This is a genomic window from Luteolibacter sp. AS25, assembly GCF_046736275.1.
Lineage (GTDB): Bacteria > Verrucomicrobiota > Verrucomicrobiia > Verrucomicrobiales > Akkermansiaceae > Luteolibacter.
In genome coordinates, this window is sequence record NZ_CP151837.1 from 1,907,427 (window position 1) to 1,922,717 (window position 15,291).

Here is a 15,291-nt window from a genome sequence, read left to right on the forward strand (position 1 = left end):
CCAGTTTTTCTTTTTTTCGCCAGCTCTGGGACTTTCGAAAACTCGTCAGTCCGTAACTAAAAAGCATTAGCAAAGAACTGAGTCTTCTTCATTAGCTGAACGCTATAGGAATGGCGTCGCCGGTGGAAAGCTCCAAATTAATCAGACGGATTCCTCGGCGTCGCCATCTCCGACTTGTTCTCCCTTTGATTTGTCGTCTAGGGGTTGGGGCTCTTGGTCGGTATGGGGCTCTTCCTTCGGTATTGCGTAGTAAGTGATAAGGCCACGAGCCTTACTTGAAATGAAATAGCCAATTGACGACATTACTACAGCGAGAATGCCGAAAACCAAATTCCCTGAGTAGAGGCCAGTAACTAAGAATCCGACGATCAGAAGCATCTTTAGGTTCCAACCTTTCCAACCGCCTATTAGTGAGTAGAGAACTGTTGTCAAAACTCCGCCAAACGCCATCGAAATGACGGTTGAATCTGTAGAGTTTGTGTCGCGCTGAGCGTCGATCACCAGACTCACCAAGAATGAGACTCCAAGAGCCGCTATGAAGACAGCGACTAGGTGGATGAAGAAAGATTTCCATGACCATTTCATACGGATTTATTTGGAGAACGTTATAGGAATGGCGGCGCCGGTGTAAACTCCCAATTTGATCAGACGGCTTCCTCGGCGTCGGCATCTCCGCCTTGTTCTGCCGGTCTTTCTACGAGGAACCCTGACTGCCCGATTTCATCCGCTTCAGTTGGTTGAGTGTATTCGAAATCTGAAATCTCGCGACCAAAGAACCAGGCTACAACTGAAATCCGCTTACTCCCCCGCTCTCGAACGACCGCCTCCGGTGAGCAGACGGTAACTAGTAACTTCAGCCATTCACATTGCACTTATTCTTCAACGTGCGTTGGTCTACGTTATAGCAGAACGTTAAAGGAATGGCGCGCCGGTGAAAAGCCTGAATTTAATCAGACGGCTTCCTCGGCGTCGCCATCTCCGCCTTGTTCGGCTTCTTTGTTGTATTTTGTCCGGTCTTGTCTCGGTCTTAAGAGTAGTCTCCAAGCAACGTAGCCATGTGCCGCAACTGCTAGAGCAACCACTGCATGAGCCAACTGCTGACTCGCCGCCAATCGCGAAATATCCAAGCCGTTGGACACAAGCCAGAACCCGCCAATGATTGCCACAACAACGACCAGCGCAGAGAGAATCCCGATTATCCAGCGGGCGATGGTAGAACCAGTCGCGAGCCAAATCAGGAGAGCTATCTCAACGCCTTCTCGGATCGGATTGACTTCGAACACACCTGTAAGCATCGAAGAGCCTACAAGAATCAGAATTCCGCCAATCAATACGATTACCGCGCAAAGGCGATCATTTTGGATGGTCTTCATTTCTTTGCCGAACGTCATAGGAATGGCGCGCCGGTGTAAAGCTCGAATTTAATCAGACGGCTTCCTCGGCGTCGCCATCTCCGCCTTGTTCTCCTGTGTTTTGGTCTTCCGCAGTGCGGAGAAGCAGCCAGCGCCAACGAACCACGGAATGCTCCATGCTAAAGCCTCGAGAGATCGCCTTGCGTGCCACTCCGAATATCCCATACGACCGCTTATGTCCAAATGGCGAGCCACGCATAAAGTAGCCACTACGCTGAAGAGGACAAGTGAGCTAATAATCGCAGATCTGTATCCATATCGTCCTACCAGAAAGCCGTGAATTAGAATCGGTAGAACCAGCATGTAAACGATCACAATGTCGTCTTCTGGACCACCTCCCATTGAACCTAACGCTGAAAGAATCCAGTAAGCTGGAGAAAGAGCTAAGATGAGGACGCAAAACCCGATCGTGATGGCGATTGATCTGAGTTTGGAATTCATCAATTTCTTTGGAGAACGCCCTAGGAATGGCGGCATCTGAAACCAATGAAACTATCCCAAAACCCTGACACCCACTGACTCCAAAAATGATCAGGCGGCGCTCTTAGGCTCGCCATCTCCGCCTTGTTGTGCGGGATTACGAGTGCTACGCCTGACTCTAAAACGCCAGTGGTTCAACATGATCGCAGCTGGAATCAAGAAGGAGGAATATCGCGTGCCTGGTAAGTGGATAAACTCCCGCATCTACGGCAAGGAATATGATGTGGTGGAGTTCAAGAATGGCTACGGCGCGACCGTCCCAACGATGATCGTGGAATACAAAGGTCGCAAACTTAGCACGGGAAATGCGGCTTGGGGCGCGCAATCAGGGCAGGTCTATCACACCCTAAAACTCGGCAAGGTGCTTTCTTTGCACAACGTCATAGGAATGGCGGCGCCGGGGTCAACTCCCAAATTAATCAGACGGCTTCCTCGGCGTCGCCATCTCCGACTTGTTCTGCCTCTTCTTGATTCTGATATGGATTATCGCCGCAGTCGAAGCACCTACTGCTGCTGCCACTGTGCCAGCGAAGAGTTGAGCAACTGGCCACATTGAAGCTCCTCCGCCACTATAAGGCACTAAATACTCGTAGTATAGAAGGACTCCCAACAACCCGAGCCAGGGAACAGCACCTCCCATAAATATCGCCCACCAACTCCGAATTAGAAAGGCGGATACTCCTCCAGCGAGTGCTGAGAGAAGAATTAGAGGTAGCCAGGGATTCATAGGCCGCTGCGAACAGGGTTACATGCTTTCATTGCAGATTCTTTGCAGAACGTTAAAGGAATGGCGGCGCCGGTGGGAAGCCCCAATTTAATCAGAGAGCTTCCTCGGCGTCGCCATCTCCGCCTTGTTCGCCCGGTTTGGTTCTGACGGCTTGCATCCACGGAAAACGTCTCCTGAAATCTGTCCCCCAACCCGAGCCAGTGCTTCGGAACGGAAAAGTGCAAATTCATCTGACTGACCGCTGTGAATGCAGTTGGTTGAGCCATTGGTTGCGAACGATTCAGCGAGAATCAATCTGACTGACATAGGAATCCGCCCTCAACCAAAGCCGACTGGGAAAATCACTGTCCGGTTTTGTGGCGAACGTTATAGGAATGGCGGCGCCGGGGGAAAGCCCCAATTTAATCAGACGGCTTCCTCGGCGTCGGCATCTCCGACTTGTTCTGCTTTTTTATTTTTGGTTTGTCTGCACTACAATGGTTTTCATTATATGATCAGCGGTTCTTTGAGCCTCTTCTCTAGTCTTGAATCTAAGTTCGTAGGAAAGATTATTGGTCACGTTGTATCCTCCTGTAGCAGCGGTAGTTCGAATAGTTACTAGAAATTGAATTGCTTCGCCTCTCCCCTTCTCTCCCACCTCGATTGCAACGATTTGATCTAATCTCAAAAAGTTATCATCAGCACCTGCGACTGCATCTCTCACATGCAAAAATTGGCCATGCATTGCCTCGACTACTACAGGTTCGGCGTGCGAAATTGAACAAATTGAGGATAAGAGAACGATGCTTGCCGTAAATGTCTTCATATTTCTTGCAGAACGTCATAGGAATGGCGCGCCGGGGTCAAGCTCGAATTTAATCAGACGGATTCCTCGGCGTCGCCATCTCCGCCTTGTTCGCTTTGTTTTTATCTTCGACCAGTTCAGGAAAGTGCTCCTTGAATGCACGGATTGCTTCTTGCTGGTGCGTAATCTCGATAACTCCTTCCTCAGCACGATAAATTGCTTCTGCTCCGTCCGGTAGAGGCCAACCTAATTGAGCCAAGATTGTCGGAATTATTGGCGGGCGATCATGGAACCCTATGGGAATAAGATCGCGATCCGGGGTTGTGATCGGCGGTATGAATGGGTCATCGCCACTCCGTGATGCTTCGGCCTCTGCAATTAGTTGGGCATACTCATCAGGATAACCTCTTTGCCAGAGAATCCTCCTCAGCCGATCCTCGCTTACTGTACTTTGCAGTATCACGTGCGTGAGATGATCAGAGCCGGCTTCTCGCTGGATAGTCCGCTCCTCACCACTCCGACACGAGGTGAAAAGCACTATCAACAGAAGAAGTTTGATACGATTCATTTCTTAAGCGAACGTTATAGGAATGGCGGCGCCGGTGTAAACTCCCAATTTAATCAGACGGCTTCCTCGGCGTCGCCATCTCCGCCTTGTTCTGCTTCTTCATTTACTGTGGGATGTCTTACTATCTAGTTTTGACGGTGGTGTGTCAGTCGGTGGCAAGCTTGGTTGTTCTGGAACCGCTCGTGACCTCTCAATCATATCGCGAAATTCTTTCTTCTCTGCGTCGGTTAGTGGTCTCGATACATTGACCGACCATCTTATTAGGTTGCCCTCATCAACTTCAGGATCGATTACCTGAAATGTTGCGAAATACTTGTCACCATATCTCTTCGTGTCTGTGTCTTGATTCCTGACTACCTGAAAAGTGAGACCTGAGTATAGCTTGTAGCTCATATGTGCTTCACGCATTCGAAAATCCTCAGGGGAGACCTTGTTGTCTGGCTTCCCGAAAGCTTCGATTACTTTTTCTTCTGTCCACCCTCCTCTGCCTCCTTGCCGACAATGCTTCTCTAGCTCGGCAATGGAAGACGTCCGCCAATCATCCTTCCACGCCGTCTGAGAAAAACAATAATCAGTTATGAATCCCATGAATATACAAATAATTAAATAATATCTCATTTTTATAGTTTAATTATGATTTAGGTGGGAAGTAGAAATAAAATATTATTCAGGCGGTTTGGTTTGTGTCGATTTTTGTGGATTACTATTTCAACTTAGATGCGTGAAACGTCTGGCTACAGTCATGGGGATGATGAGTGCTATTGCCACACCAAATCCAGATGTAACACCGAAAAAAGAAACCAGATCTACCTCCGGCCTTTCAAAGATCCATGACAACAGAGTTCCGAAAATAATCACGATCAGGAGTGTGCTGATACATTGTGCAGTAGCACTTCGCTTATCGAAGCTAGCGTCGATCAAGTTCACAAATACAAACAAAAGATACACGACAGGGCTAAATACCGTGAGGGTTTGCGCCGCCCGATAATGAGCGGTGTAAGGTATTCCGCCTCTACTTATCCCAAGAGTAGTTGCCTGCAAAAAGAAAACGTATGCGCAAGTGATCAAAACGATAACAACCGGTGTTAATGGGGGCACTAGTATCTTCTTGGTCTTCATTTTCTTTGCAGAACGTTAGAGGAATGGCGCGCCGGTGGGAAGCCCGAATTTAATCATACGGATTCCTCGGCGTCGCCATCTCCGCCTTGTTAGGCTTCTTTGATTTGGATGTATTTGCCTTGTTTGGGTTGCGGATTCTGCGGGCGATAACGAGAATAAAGCCTCCTAAGAATAAGACGATAAAACCTACAAACACTGTTTCGTTACCAGTAAAGACTGTGGTCACTGGAGTTCTAGCATATTGTCCGATTCCTCCAGAAGAGTGATACGTCGTCGGGTGAATGATCATGCTTAGCCCAACAGTTGCGGCGACTAGACCTGCTACGACAAGCCACTTTATGCTCGTTTTGGTCTTCTTGGGCTTGTTCAAGTCTACGTGTTGATTACGTTTATTTTGCCTAACGTTATAGGAATGGCGGCGCCGGTGAAAAGCTCCAATTTGATCAGACGGCTTCCTCGGCGTCGCCATCTCCGCCTTGTTCGCCTTGTTATTTTGTTACGAGGTAGCCGGATGATGCCACGTGATCAAAAATCTGAAGGTTAAAGTATTCGGCAAATGTGCTGTTGGTCAAAGGTGGCCAAAGACTCTCGTCAGCGGTAACCTCTCTGAATTCGGAAATCATGAGTCCTCGCTTCAGACCGTCGACAAACTCGTCGAAATGAGCTGATGAATCGAAAGTGCCCGTGCTTGAAATTATCCAAACTACTGGTTCACGGCTCTTCAGAATACGCTCCGCTGCCCACTTGAGTGGATGTGATGGGGCGATCTCAGAAATCCACGCTGAAAATGATTCTTTGGGGACAACTGCTAGTGCGGATGTCCGCTCAAGTCGCTTCTCCCACTCTTCGGGTTTAAACATCATTTCTTTGGCGAACGGCATAGGAATGGCGCGCCGGCGTAAAGCTCCGATTTAATCAGACGGCTTCCTAGGCGTCGTCATCTCCGACTTGTTCGCTTTATTCTTTCGACCGGTCTCGACATCACTCGGATGTAAGCGGCCTTGCGCCTAGGAGGCCTACTTTATGCCCGCTATCACGTAAGAACTTGGTAGCCTTTCCATTGAGCACTGCCATCGTAATGAGTCCAATCAATGGAATGATGATCAGAGCGCAAAAAAGTAATCTGAATCCGACTCCGTAGCTTAACCCGGCGGACATTCGGATAATGCCGATAACAGCAAGCACTAGAGACGCCAATCCAGAGATCAAAGCTATCACGCCCAGAAGCGGCTGACTCTCTGACATGAGATTCAAAGGAATCACTGCAATATTGAGAAGGATTCCATAGATGATGAACTTCTGCCCGGTGCGGACTTTCTCTATCGATTCTGGGGTAGTCATTTTTTTATTTCTTAGCGAACGTTATAGGAATGGCGGCGCCGGGGTGAAGCTCAAAATTGATCAGACGGCTTCCTCGGCGTCGCCATCTCCGCCTTGTTCACCTTCTTCATTGTTAGATTACCGATCTAAGCTCGTAGTAATAGACGCCAATCGACTTGCGACTCAATCTCCGGCCAACACTTACTTCGACAGGCTTGCCGAGTAGCGAATCGGGGAGGCTGCCCATCTCTTCAGACACTTCGAGTCCCAAGGACGGCTTACCATCAGACCGTCTCAAAATAATCCGTCCACTTTCTGCACGTGCCAATTCACCAGCAATCTGCTCCTCTTTGCCGAGGTAATCCCGCTCTTCAAACTTACGATACTCGTAGAATGTTGAAGAGTAAAACTCGTTGATCTTAGTATTGTGTGATGCTGCCGTCTTCAACGCCTTAAGTGTAAGGAAGCATATCACGATTAACGTCGTGGCAGCAAACAGCGCTTGGAATAAAGATTTCTTCATATTTCTTGGTGAACGTCATAGTAGAGCCGCGCCGGGGTAAAGCTCAAAATTGATCAGACGGCTTCATCGGCGTCGGCTCCTACGCCTTGTTGGGCTAGACTAGCGAACAATCTGAAATACCGACCCAAATCTGACGGACAGGTAGCCGAGCCAATGCTAACGCAACTCCGCAAACTCCCAGCTTGATTTTCGAAATCATCCTCCGCAAAGCCTGGTGGGCAATGGACGAGAACTGAGAAGCTCCCCTTCTTCTGACAGACATGAGAATCCGCACTCTAGCAGCGTTTTTCTTAAACACTGCAATGAGCAAACGAAGCCCAACGTTACAGTAGAGCCGCGCCGGTGGAAACTCCGCATTTAATCAGACGGCGGGTTCGGCGTCGGCTCCTACGCCTTGTTCTGCTTCTTTGTTTGATTCGGGCAGCGTGAAAAGGATCCCTGTGACCACAATGCCGATTGCCACCCCGATAGAACTTACGATTCGTGGCCACCCCTTATGCCGAATATTCGCGGCTAGCGCGGCCAGGCAGAAAACTACGCCAACCACTGGCATAATGGATATAACGAGACCAATCAGTGCCATTACTCTCGCAATAGTTCTGAACTGTGGATCGCTGTTCGGCTTGCGAGCTAGTTCATTCTCGCGTTGTGTTGAGCTTTGATCGGCAACAAGCAAGGTTATGCCGCCAAAGAGTCCGAGTGCGCCGAAAATTATCGCAAAGGTGAAATCCTGCTCTCCGCCAGTGCGGACTTGCTTCATCGCTAAAGCGAACGCTATCAAGGCTCCGAGAAGTGGTGCAAACCATCTAGGAATATGGCGAAGTCCAAAGTTACTTATCATCTGAGGTGCTTCTTCATTTCTTGCAGAACGTCTAAGGAATGGCGCGCCGGAGTAAAGCTCCGAATTTAATCAGACGGCTTCCTCGGCGTCGCCATCTCCGCCTTGTTCGGCTTCTTTTACTTTTCCACGGTTTGGTAGAATCTTGGAAATTCCCATCGGAAATATATGAATGCATACAGAACGATTCCAATCCAATCGAATGGGAGTTGATACCAAGTAACACCACGTTGGTGACCAAGCTCCCAAACCAAAGACAAAATAAAGGTCAAACCAATTGCAGCGACGAAAAAGAATCTATCCCAATTAAAATGATTTTTGATATCTGTACCAAAGCACTTGTAAATAGGGTAAAAGAATATCGTCAACCCAAGTGGAACACCCCAACCAGCGACGAAATGCTCTATAAGACCATTGTGAGAGAGGGTCTCAATGACGAATGATGGATTTAGATAATCTGGATATTTGATGGGCGCTCTAGCATCGCGTAGTCTAAAGCCTGTAGCGCTTAGCAGAGTGAATAGTCCGGATCCAATCAAAAAGTGTCTCATCAAATTTCTTGCCGAACGTTATAGGAATGGCGGCGCCGGGGTGAAGCTCAAAATTAATCAGACGGCTTCCTCGGCGTCGCCATCTCCGACTTGTTATCCTTCTTCATTTTGGTTGTTATAGGCTTCAATGCTGATCCCGTATTCTGAGATCATTTTGGAGAGATTCGGGGGGATAACAAGCGGCGTATTTTCATCAAGTTCGAGAGTGAGATGAAGGGTGAAATCATTGCTGCCTTTTTTGATTCTTTCCAGTTGGTCGATACTCGCCAGAAGATGCTTGGTGATCTCAGCAACTTGGTCTGCAACAGCAGCTCCGCGCGTGTATTCGAGTTCCAGCACCCACAGGCCTAGATCAGGATTAGCCAGTTCGAACAAACCTGACGCTCTGTCGTCCGAGCGAATGCATCTGATGAGAGCATTTGTTATGGAATTACTCTGCAAGGTCTTCGATTTCTTTGGATAACGTTATAGGAGAGCCGCGCCGCGGTCAACTCCCAAATTAATCAGACGGCGTGTTCGGCGTCGGCTCCTCCGCCTTGTTCTGCTTTTCTTTATGGATCCCCGAGAATGACAGAAATTAATGGATCTGTTAGTGAATATGGAGCAGCAACGTCCTTGATAAATTCGATCTTCTCTTCTCGTGTTAGTGAATTAGCCCTAAACCATTCGTCACATCGAGTCCTGATCGCTGGCAATATCATCGAATTGGGCTGAAGCACGCGATGGGACTTCCAGTCTTCCGCAACTTTATCGGACGGAGCTTCCTCAATGAGCATGTCGAACACCTTATTTGCCGTATCTGCGACAAAGGAAGAGCCCTGAATCTCTTTGCGGTCGGGCTCAGCATGGAACTTTGCCTCGCACAAAGTTAAGTGGAGGCATCGCAATTCATTATAGCCGGAAATCGCGATCTTCATTTATTTGCAGAACGCTATAGTAGAGCCGCGCCGGGGAGGAGATCCAAAATGATCAGACGGCTTCATCGGCGTCGGCTCCTACGCCTTGTTCGATTCTCTTCATTCCGTATCTGGTTGGGTCTTGGTCTGTGGCGGAACCTGATTTGGATTCTTCCTTTGCTTGTCGTCTTTGGGTTGATCTTCAACTTGACGATACTCTGGTATTTTCAATTGCGGGGCTGGCGTTGAACTCAGTCCCCATCCAATCAACGCACCAATGATAATCCCAATGAATCCAATAAATGCCGAAAAGCGAGTGGACTTGATCTGTCGAGCGATCAATCGACGATTCCACTCGTTGATCGCGAGTGCGTATTGCGGGGACTCCGGAGGATGTGTCGCTTGGAAATGCGCTAGATCCTTGTCGCTCTTACGAAAGAGGGCGGATTCGTCTAAAGACGCGTATGCCTCTATGCACTCCTTGAGACGGACTTCCTTAGCCTCACGAACCGCGGTCTCGTGCTCGATTTGCTTCTGTGCTGCAAACGCTGTTGCTCTCGACTGCTGCCTTGCTGCCTCACGTGTCGCGCTCGCTTGTATCGAAGCATTGTGTGCGGATTGGCTCATAAATTTCTTATCGAACGTTATAGGAATGGCGGCGCCGGTGTAAACTCCCAATTTGATCAGACGGCTTCCTCGGCGTCGGCATCTCCGCCTTGTTCTGCCGGTCTTTCTACGAGGAACCCTGACTGCCCGATTTCATCCGCTTCAGTTGGTTGAGTGTATTCGAAATCTGAAATCTCGCGACCAAAGAACCAGGCTACAACTGAAATCCGCTTACTCCCCCGCTCTCGAACGACCGCCTCCGGTGAGCAGACGGTAACTAGTAACTTCAGCCATTCACATTGCACTTATTCTTCAACGTGCGTTGGTCTACGTTATAGCAGAACGTTATAGGAATGGCGGCGCCGGGGCAAAGCTCAAAATTGATCAGACGGCTTCCTCGGCGTCGCCATCTCCGCCTTGTTAGGCTTCTTGGTTTATTCGCTGGGAGTGTGGACGAGCAATATGGGGTCTAGAGGCTGCTGGAGTTCCTCAATTAGCTCCGGATCCATGTATTGGAACCTATCTTCGATTCCTAGGACATGTAGCTCTTTGTATTCGAGCTCCTGGCGAAATTCAGCCCGAATTCGCTCAGAATGCTTCTCTTCCATGACGATAATCAGATCTGACCAACGCACATCACCCACGGATAACTTGTGCTTGGCCTTGCTGCTCGTCCCCGCTGACCGAACGTTCAGGAGTGGATGGCTGGAATAGATCTTCTCTGCAGTCGGACTTCGCCATTTGTTCATCGTGCATACGAAAAGCACGTTGAGGATCTCTGTCTCCAGTTGCTCACGCTCATTGAGGCGTGGGTAGTCGAAACCAAGCTGCTGCGCCCGGCGAACCTTGACGCTTCTCGTGTAGAGGTGTCGCCACTTCTTCTCACGCGGCCATTGGTCATCTTTCATTATTTGCCTAACAGTTTATTAGATTGATGAGGGAAAAATTCCGTTAGTTCACCGTGTGGGATAATTTTCCTCACCTAGGTAGATTGTTCGGGAGATTTCAGTTGCTGTTTGATTGAAAATATAGGGTTCTGTAGAGATGACAAGTCGCAAAAGGGAAGACTTTTCCCGTCGGTTCCTTGAACTCTTGGAGCGGGAGAGAGTCTCAGAGAAGGCCCGACCATATTACGTTCGTCACCTCGAACGGTGGGGTATTGCATTCCGTCAACGTCCGACAGACACGGAGAAATATGATTTTCTTGAAGGTTATTTAAAGAAATTAGTTCACACAGATATGCTAGAGCCGTTTGTAGCATATCAGACTGCGGAGGCAGTTCGTCTGGCGCACGAGGTGCTCCTTGGAGAGGATTGGGCGCGCAGGGTGGATTGGGAGGGACTGAGATCCAAATATAAGGGAGATAGGTTTGAGGAGCCAGGAGAGGTAATTCTACAGACCCTGGACCGGTTACGGGATGGATGGATGACGCTGGGATTCCCGGAGAAGAAGGTGGATAGCCTGACCTCAATGGTGCGAGTGATGCGGGAGGGAAGCTATGCACTACGGACGGAGGAGAATTACGTCCAGTGGGTGGTGAGACTCATGTCCCATGGAGATCTGGCAACGGATGTTCCCGGAATATCTGAGGCGGAGGCGTTTTTGAGTGATCTGGCGGTAAGAAGCGGGGTTGTCGTTGCAACACAGAAGCAGGCGTTGAACGCTCTGGTTTTTTATCTCAAGCGGGTGCGGGGATTGGAAAATGTGGATCTGCGGAATTTCCGGAAGGTACGGGAAAGCAAGCGACTGCCGGTGGTGCTCAGTAAGGCGGAGATCCTGCGCTTGCTCGATGCTTCAGCCGAGGAGGGACGCCGGGGTGGTCTGGCGCGAACCTATGCGTTGATGCTACAGGTAATGTATGCATCGGGCTTGCGGATCATGGAATGCGTGCGACTGCGGGTGAAGGATATTGATTTCGATAACGGCTATCTGGTGGTGAGGCAGGGCAAGGGAAACAAGGACAGGAGGGTGCCGCTGGCGAGGCGACTGGAGGAACCTTTGCGGGAACATCTGGCCAGCATACGGGAGATGTTCGAGGCCGACCGTGTCGAGGATATCGATGGCGTGTTCATGCCGGGTGCATATGATAGAAGGGCACCTGGAGCGGGAACGGAGTGGACGTGGTTTTGGTTATTCCCCTCCCCCAAGCTTTCGATCGATCCGCGAAACCACAGTGTAAGGCGACATCATGTGCATGAGAACGGTGTGCAGCGCTCGATGAAGCGACTCTCGGAGCAAGCAGGGATTGATAAGCGGGTGACGTGTCATGTGCTGCGTCATTCGTTTGCGACGCATCTGTTGGAAAAGGGACGGGACATACGGACGGTGCAGGAGCTACTGGGTCATGAAAGCGTGCAGACTACGATGATCTACACGCATGTTTTGAATGATCCTGATCGGAAGAGCGGGAGTCCGTTGGATGATCTTTAAGAGTGAACGTTCAGCTGGAACACAAGTCTTTGCTGCAGTTTCTTGAAAGGCATTACCACTCCTCGGGTTCTGTGGCCGGGCGTATTCTAGCGGGTGAAAGGGGTGCGATGCTGCCGCCCTTGGTCGCATCGGGCACAAAACCGAAAACCTAGGTTCATAAATCACGGATCAGCTTCTTCTATCAGCAGAAAGACGTGGCGTCATGGGAAAAAACGTTTTTCATTCGACCGAGCTAGTTGTCGTCTTTCGAAGAGACCGCATCAATCATCTGGTTCCCATTCGCATCAGGCTAATGCCTAACCCACTGGTTCTGGGTTGGATAAGCATCTTGTGCTTGAAATGCCATAAGGCTGCCCTAGTGCTTAACTCAACATGGATTGCTGTAAACCCTCCTAGCACTGGCACCATGTGATGCCAGTTGAGCCGGTTGGTCCTGTGCCAGCTGGCGCTATCCATAATGAGGAGGCCTCCTATTTTCTTTCCAAACATTTCGATGACAATAGTATCGAGAATACTTATAAAAACCTCCCTTATCGCAGTGCGGAGCGATGAGACTTGCGAGCTGGCCGCTCGCGAAGTTAGCCGCGCCGACGAAGTTCCTGCACATTTATCCGCCATGGTGGCCCAGACAGGGCGGATGTCGGCTCTACACTTAAGGTTGGGGACACAGAGAAATGGCGCAGGATTAAGCACTTTTCTATTTTTTGAACAGAGAAAAACCTCGATTTATTCGTGGCGCAGCGTGTTATGGATCGGATGATTTTTCGGTCTTCGTTTTACTGCTCTCGGCTCACTTTGAAATAGGCGGATATCAATTATATTTATCGCGCAGGGTTCTATGAACGTCAGTATTGCCTCTTCCTTGGCTTCCCAGCGTGTATACGGAAGCTGTGGTGGCTACCGAAGACCCGAACCAGGGTTCATTTGAAATTCATGTGCTAGACGGGAGTTATAACTTTTTGCGGTTCTTCGGGATATTTAGTGCGTTAGTTCTGGACTTAAATTCAGCCTTCCGCACGTGAGCAGAATTCGAGTGCGGTAGTTGCCGAAGTTCCTGAACCCTCTCGCTGCCCCTTGATCTTGCTGTTGAGTCCCTCGCTCACCGCATTGGTGATGGGATATTGGAAATAGGTCAGAAGACCGTCGAGGTGCTTTGTGAGCATCTTGGCCACCTTCACCACGGGCTTTGCGCGACTGCGGAGCCCAGTTATACCAGTCTTCAAATATCAACTCCATAAACATTCCAGGATACGTGTAAGCCTCATCCGTATCGAAGCCGAAGATCCTTGATTCTGAGCGTTTCAATAAAACACCACCCGCCACCCACAGCTCGTCCAGCGCCTGCCTCTTGCATCGTTAATGCCGGCAAGCGAGTTAATAGTGTTTTGTCACAAACTTTTAAAAATCAATACACCCCTTGGCTGCCATCCGTGACATGGCATGAGCTCTCGGTTTGAACTTCGGGGCGGTGGATAGGACGCGGAAACTCGGGCAGCGTTTCTCATGATCTTCTGGCGGAAAAAGCACATCTTTTCCCCATCAACATAATGCTCTATTCTGTTGGATCTCGTGAATTCCAGTCTTCTAAAGTCGGTACAAAATTCCTGCTGGCTCCCTCCCCTCCGTTTCCGTTTCGGGGAGGTCAGAGCCGGTGAGTTGACCGCATGAAGAAACAAAAACTAGGAAAAAGCACACTACGCAGCATTCAAATCCAAATCGAGACGATCCTTGAAATCTCACACGCAGAAGAGATCGAAATCTTGAAGGCCTAACCGAAACGCATAGGCACAGGAATCTTTCTGCTGGCGAAATAACGCAACACTGCGGATCCTTCCCTACCACAGAGCAAGCATTTCGCTATGTTCCAAAATGCTGGAAGTTGCGACATTTGGCTGGAGAACCCGCCAGTCCCACGCAGGATTCATAAACAACTAGACAGGAAAAAATCTCGCTTCCGCCGTTAGCTGTAATCGATTCTAATCTAAAAGAATATGGGACTCTTTCAGTTTACTCTCGCAGCTTTTAATTCAAGACGTACGCGTCTCTTTGCGGCGGCTCGCTCATTAAGTATTCTTCTGACCTTTTCCAAGTCGTAACGGATAACACTACCTTCATCTATCTCTGCCGGTATGATGTTATCGGTTTTCCATTTGTTGATGGTTTGCGGGGTGGTGGAGAAAGCCCGCGCAATATCTTCAGCCATACAATACGGCTCTTTAGAGCAGATTGTCGGTTTTGAATCATTGAGCGGTTTCACGCCCCATTCATAATCTACCGCAAATCAGAGACGACCCTCCTCCCCCAAAATGAGGTCTTTTCTAGGGGAATTATCCGAGCACCCCCTCCCGCACCCTTCGAAGTGCCGTGGGAGTGCAAATGAAACCCGATCTACTAAGTATTTTGGCGCGATCAATTTCTGAAAGTCCCAGCCGATTCCAATGATCCCAGCAAACCCATATAGTAACATTGCGAAGTGTCGTCAACTGGTGCGATTTCAACTTGTCTTTTAAGCTGATGCATAGGACTGGCCCCAAGAACTTCATAGCCAGATGGTCATTTTCAGGAAAATTCAGATTGAGATTAATAACTCCCCGATACGCTTCCGCGAGCGCAGCCCGCGCAACGGTATCGCCTATTTTCTCCGATGAGGTAGGTCTCACAAACCACTCGCGCTCCTCATCTTCTTTTCGGCTTAGCATTCCATATAATACCGACGCAGGTTCTGTGAGTAAAATTGCTGCGGGAAACACGACTTCACCAAAGGCCACGGAATGATTATAGACTTCCGAATCTGGTGGGAATAACGGCGTTTTAGGCGTATCAGCCTCTCCCAATTTTTTCCAGGTTGCTAACCTCTTCTTGCAAACGAGAAAATGAACCCATTCGTTAATAAATGTTGAGCAAATGACTGGGTCAAATTTACTCGGGTCGACTCGTTTTTTGTTCGTGAATTCATCTAATCTCTTACGTTTCATAGCAGATTCGTCTGATTTATCTGAATCTTAAGATAGCTGGATAATTTGCAACTTTGTAATCA

At 49.1% G+C, this 15,291-nt stretch carries 22 protein-coding genes; 2 read left to right on the forward strand and 20 right to left on the reverse strand.

Annotated features, from left to right (window positions below; all coding sequences use genetic code 11):
* Positions 1–141: 141 nt before the first annotated feature.
* The 4 genes from AAGA79_RS08780 to AAGA79_RS08795 form a co-directional block, all read right to left on the reverse strand.
* Positions 142–585, reverse strand: a complete 444-nt coding sequence (locus AAGA79_RS08780; RefSeq protein WP_411825421.1) for a hypothetical protein — start codon at positions 583–585, stop codon at positions 142–144.
* 59 nt (positions 586–644) lie between these two features.
* Complete coding sequence (locus tag AAGA79_RS08785; RefSeq protein ID WP_411825422.1) at positions 645–872, reverse strand: hypothetical protein; 228 nt, start codon at positions 870–872, stop codon at positions 645–647.
* A 78-nt stretch (positions 873–950) separates the two neighbouring features.
* Positions 951–1,373 carry a hypothetical protein gene (locus AAGA79_RS08790; protein WP_411825423.1) on the reverse strand — a complete coding sequence of 141 codons (423 nt, stop codon included), beginning with the start codon at positions 1,371–1,373 and terminating at the stop codon, positions 951–953.
* A gap of 48 nt (positions 1,374–1,421) precedes the next feature.
* Positions 1,422–1,853: a hypothetical protein gene (locus AAGA79_RS08795; protein ID WP_411825424.1), complete on the reverse strand. Its 432-nt coding sequence runs from the start codon at positions 1,851–1,853 to the stop codon at positions 1,422–1,424.
* 142 nt (positions 1,854–1,995) lie between these two features.
* Between AAGA79_RS08795 and AAGA79_RS08800 the strand changes: the two genes are divergently transcribed.
* Positions 1,996–2,448 carry an ASCH domain-containing protein gene (locus tag AAGA79_RS08800; RefSeq protein ID WP_411825425.1) on the forward strand — a complete coding sequence of 151 codons (453 nt, stop codon included), beginning with the start codon at positions 1,996–1,998 and terminating at the stop codon, positions 2,446–2,448.
* Between the two features lie 258 nt (positions 2,449–2,706).
* Here the strand turns inward: AAGA79_RS08800 and AAGA79_RS08805 are convergent, their stop codons facing one another.
* The 13 genes from AAGA79_RS08805 to AAGA79_RS08865 all read right to left on the reverse strand — a co-directional run bounded on the left by AAGA79_RS08805 (position 2,707) and on the right by AAGA79_RS08865 (position 10,732).
* Complete coding sequence (locus AAGA79_RS08805; RefSeq protein WP_411825400.1) at positions 2,707–2,925, reverse strand: hypothetical protein; 219 nt, start codon at positions 2,923–2,925, stop codon at positions 2,707–2,709.
* Positions 2,926–3,070: 145 nt separating this feature from the next.
* Entirely contained in the window at positions 3,071–3,424 is a 354-nt protein-coding gene (locus AAGA79_RS08810) for a hypothetical protein (protein WP_411825426.1), read from the reverse strand.
* 49 nt (positions 3,425–3,473) lie between these two features.
* Positions 3,474–3,971 (reverse strand): hypothetical protein, encoded by a 498-nt coding sequence (locus tag AAGA79_RS08815; RefSeq protein WP_411825427.1) that lies wholly within the window; start codon positions 3,969–3,971, stop codon positions 3,474–3,476.
* Between the two features lie 708 nt (positions 3,972–4,679).
* Positions 4,680–5,090: a hypothetical protein gene (locus AAGA79_RS08820; RefSeq protein WP_411825428.1), complete on the reverse strand. Its 411-nt coding sequence runs from the start codon at positions 5,088–5,090 to the stop codon at positions 4,680–4,682.
* A 488-nt stretch (positions 5,091–5,578) separates the two neighbouring features.
* Positions 5,579–5,953, reverse strand: coding sequence for a hypothetical protein (locus AAGA79_RS08825; RefSeq protein WP_411825429.1), 375 nt, complete (start codon positions 5,951–5,953; stop codon positions 5,579–5,581).
* Between the two features lie 118 nt (positions 5,954–6,071).
* Positions 6,072–6,431 (reverse strand): hypothetical protein, encoded by a 360-nt coding sequence (locus tag AAGA79_RS08830; RefSeq protein WP_411825430.1) that lies wholly within the window; start codon positions 6,429–6,431, stop codon positions 6,072–6,074.
* 112 nt (positions 6,432–6,543) lie between these two features.
* On the reverse strand, positions 6,544–6,933 hold the full coding sequence (locus tag AAGA79_RS08835) for a hypothetical protein (protein WP_411825431.1): 390 nt from the start codon (positions 6,931–6,933) through the stop codon (positions 6,544–6,546).
* A gap of 361 nt (positions 6,934–7,294) precedes the next feature.
* The gene (locus tag AAGA79_RS08840; RefSeq protein WP_411825432.1) at positions 7,295–7,693 is read right to left on the reverse strand and encodes a hypothetical protein; all 399 of its coding nucleotides are present in this window, start codon (positions 7,691–7,693) and stop codon (positions 7,295–7,297) included.
* A 722-nt stretch (positions 7,694–8,415) separates the two neighbouring features.
* Complete coding sequence (locus tag AAGA79_RS08845) at positions 8,416–8,697, reverse strand: hypothetical protein (protein WP_411825433.1); 282 nt, start codon at positions 8,695–8,697, stop codon at positions 8,416–8,418.
* Between the two features lie 176 nt (positions 8,698–8,873).
* Positions 8,874–9,239 carry a hypothetical protein gene (locus AAGA79_RS08850; RefSeq protein ID WP_411825434.1) on the reverse strand — a complete coding sequence of 122 codons (366 nt, stop codon included), beginning with the start codon at positions 9,237–9,239 and terminating at the stop codon, positions 8,874–8,876.
* A 99-nt stretch (positions 9,240–9,338) separates the two neighbouring features.
* The gene (locus AAGA79_RS08855; RefSeq protein ID WP_411825435.1) at positions 9,339–9,845 is read right to left on the reverse strand and encodes a hypothetical protein; all 507 of its coding nucleotides are present in this window, start codon (positions 9,843–9,845) and stop codon (positions 9,339–9,341) included.
* A 56-nt stretch (positions 9,846–9,901) separates the two neighbouring features.
* Positions 9,902–10,129 (reverse strand): hypothetical protein, encoded by a 228-nt coding sequence (locus AAGA79_RS08860; protein WP_411825422.1) that lies wholly within the window; start codon positions 10,127–10,129, stop codon positions 9,902–9,904.
* A 129-nt stretch (positions 10,130–10,258) separates the two neighbouring features.
* On the reverse strand, positions 10,259–10,732 hold the full coding sequence (locus AAGA79_RS08865; protein ID WP_411825378.1) for a low molecular weight protein tyrosine phosphatase family protein: 474 nt from the start codon (positions 10,730–10,732) through the stop codon (positions 10,259–10,261).
* A 331-nt stretch (positions 10,733–11,063) separates the two neighbouring features.
* Between AAGA79_RS08865 and AAGA79_RS08870 the strand changes: the two genes are divergently transcribed.
* Positions 11,064–12,254, forward strand: coding sequence for an integron integrase (locus tag AAGA79_RS08870; RefSeq protein ID WP_411825436.1), 1,191 nt, complete (start codon positions 11,064–11,066; stop codon positions 12,252–12,254).
* Between the two features lie 1,004 nt (positions 12,255–13,258).
* Here the strand turns inward: AAGA79_RS08870 and AAGA79_RS08875 are convergent.
* The 3 genes from AAGA79_RS08875 to AAGA79_RS08885 all read right to left on the reverse strand — a co-directional run bounded on the left by AAGA79_RS08875 (position 13,259) and on the right by AAGA79_RS08885 (position 15,229).
* Complete coding sequence (locus tag AAGA79_RS08875; RefSeq protein WP_411825437.1) at positions 13,259–13,477, reverse strand: transposase; 219 nt, start codon at positions 13,475–13,477, stop codon at positions 13,259–13,261.
* Between the two features lie 779 nt (positions 13,478–14,256).
* Entirely contained in the window at positions 14,257–14,511 is a 255-nt protein-coding gene (locus AAGA79_RS08880; protein ID WP_411825438.1) for a hypothetical protein, read from the reverse strand.
* 70 nt (positions 14,512–14,581) lie between these two features.
* The gene (locus AAGA79_RS08885) at positions 14,582–15,229 is read right to left on the reverse strand and encodes a hypothetical protein (protein WP_411825439.1); all 648 of its coding nucleotides are present in this window, start codon (positions 15,227–15,229) and stop codon (positions 14,582–14,584) included.
* Positions 15,230–15,291 lie beyond the last annotated feature (62 nt).

Excerpts from the sequence above, each read along its gene's own strand:
- AAGA79_RS08850 (WP_411825434.1), bottom strand. The coding sequence starts at position 9,239 with ATGAAGATCGCGATTTCCGGCTATAATGAATTGCGATGCCTCCACTTA.
- AAGA79_RS08855 (WP_411825435.1), bottom strand. The coding sequence starts at position 9,845 with ATGAGCCAATCCGCACACAATGCTTCGATACAAGCGAGCGCGACACGT.
- AAGA79_RS08865 (WP_411825378.1), bottom strand. The coding sequence starts at position 10,732 with ATGAAAGATGACCAATGGCCGCGTGAGAAGAAGTGGCGACACCTCTAC.
- AAGA79_RS08835 (WP_411825431.1), bottom strand. The coding sequence starts at position 6,933 with ATGAAGAAATCTTTATTCCAAGCGCTGTTTGCTGCCACGACGTTAATC.
- AAGA79_RS08815 (WP_411825427.1), bottom strand. The coding sequence starts at position 3,971 with ATGAATCGTATCAAACTTCTTCTGTTGATAGTGCTTTTCACCTCGTGT.
- AAGA79_RS08885 (WP_411825439.1), bottom strand. The coding sequence starts at position 15,229 with ATGAAACGTAAGAGATTAGATGAATTCACGAACAAAAAACGAGTCGAC.
- AAGA79_RS08780 (WP_411825421.1), bottom strand. The coding sequence starts at position 585 with ATGAAATGGTCATGGAAATCTTTCTTCATCCACCTAGTCGCTGTCTTC.
- AAGA79_RS08840 (WP_411825432.1), bottom strand. The coding sequence starts at position 7,693 with ATGAAGCAAGTCCGCACTGGCGGAGAGCAGGATTTCACCTTTGCGATA.
- AAGA79_RS08830 (WP_411825430.1), bottom strand. The coding sequence starts at position 6,431 with ATGACTACCCCAGAATCGATAGAGAAAGTCCGCACCGGGCAGAAGTTC.
- AAGA79_RS08795 (WP_411825424.1), bottom strand. The coding sequence starts at position 1,853 with ATGAATTCCAAACTCAGATCAATCGCCATCACGATCGGGTTTTGCGTC.
- AAGA79_RS08810 (WP_411825426.1), bottom strand. The coding sequence starts at position 3,424 with ATGAAGACATTTACGGCAAGCATCGTTCTCTTATCCTCAATTTGTTCA.
- AAGA79_RS08825 (WP_411825429.1), bottom strand. The coding sequence starts at position 5,953 with ATGATGTTTAAACCCGAAGAGTGGGAGAAGCGACTTGAGCGGACATCC.
- AAGA79_RS08790 (WP_411825423.1), bottom strand. The coding sequence starts at position 1,373 with ATGAAGACCATCCAAAATGATCGCCTTTGCGCGGTAATCGTATTGATT.
- AAGA79_RS08805 (WP_411825400.1), bottom strand. The coding sequence starts at position 2,925 with ATGTCAGTCAGATTGATTCTCGCTGAATCGTTCGCAACCAATGGCTCA.
- AAGA79_RS08820 (WP_411825428.1), bottom strand. The coding sequence starts at position 5,090 with ATGAAGACCAAGAAGATACTAGTGCCCCCATTAACACCGGTTGTTATC.
- AAGA79_RS08870 (WP_411825436.1), top strand. The coding sequence starts at position 11,064 with ATGCTAGAGCCGTTTGTAGCATATCAGACTGCGGAGGCAGTTCGTCTG.